This window comes from Prevotella amnii DSM 23384 = JCM 14753 (assembly GCF_000378745.1).
Classification (GTDB): Bacteria; Bacteroidota; Bacteroidia; order Bacteroidales; family Bacteroidaceae; genus Prevotella; species Prevotella amnii.
Window position 1 is genome coordinate 57,557 of record NZ_KB905277.1, and the last position, 549, is coordinate 58,105.

Genomic DNA, 549 nt, shown 5'->3' on the forward strand with positions numbered 1-549 from the left:
AATTGTAGCCATATTGTAGCCACAACAGAGTATTTTGAGAGTACACGCAGATACTGCTACCCGAAATGCGCACTTGCATTTCTTGGGTTCAAAAGTACAAAAAAGTAGAACATCCTCCAAATTATTGTGGGAAAATGTTTTAGAAATCTTTTGGCTACAATTTTCAGTGCATGGTGCAAGTCTATATATATAGATAGACCTTGCACCATGCACTGACAGTCCCAAAGGTGTGATTGATATGGCAGGCTCAATATTTTCGCCTACGTATTGGGCAACACGGCAACAAATAACGCATAATGTTAAAAATGCAAAATGGCAATATAATGCCAATATTGGCAATTTAATATTCTTTCTAAAGCCCTATTTGTTAAGAACTTTGCAGCATTATTTCTAACAAAAAGACGGATACATATGAATACAAAGAAACAAAACTCCGGAAGTAATGCAAAATTCTACGTTGTACTTCCGACACTTGAAATCATGCTCTCCGCCAGCAAAAACTGCAAGCTAAGGGCAGGCTATGCCAATATGGAATATTCCAACTTTATG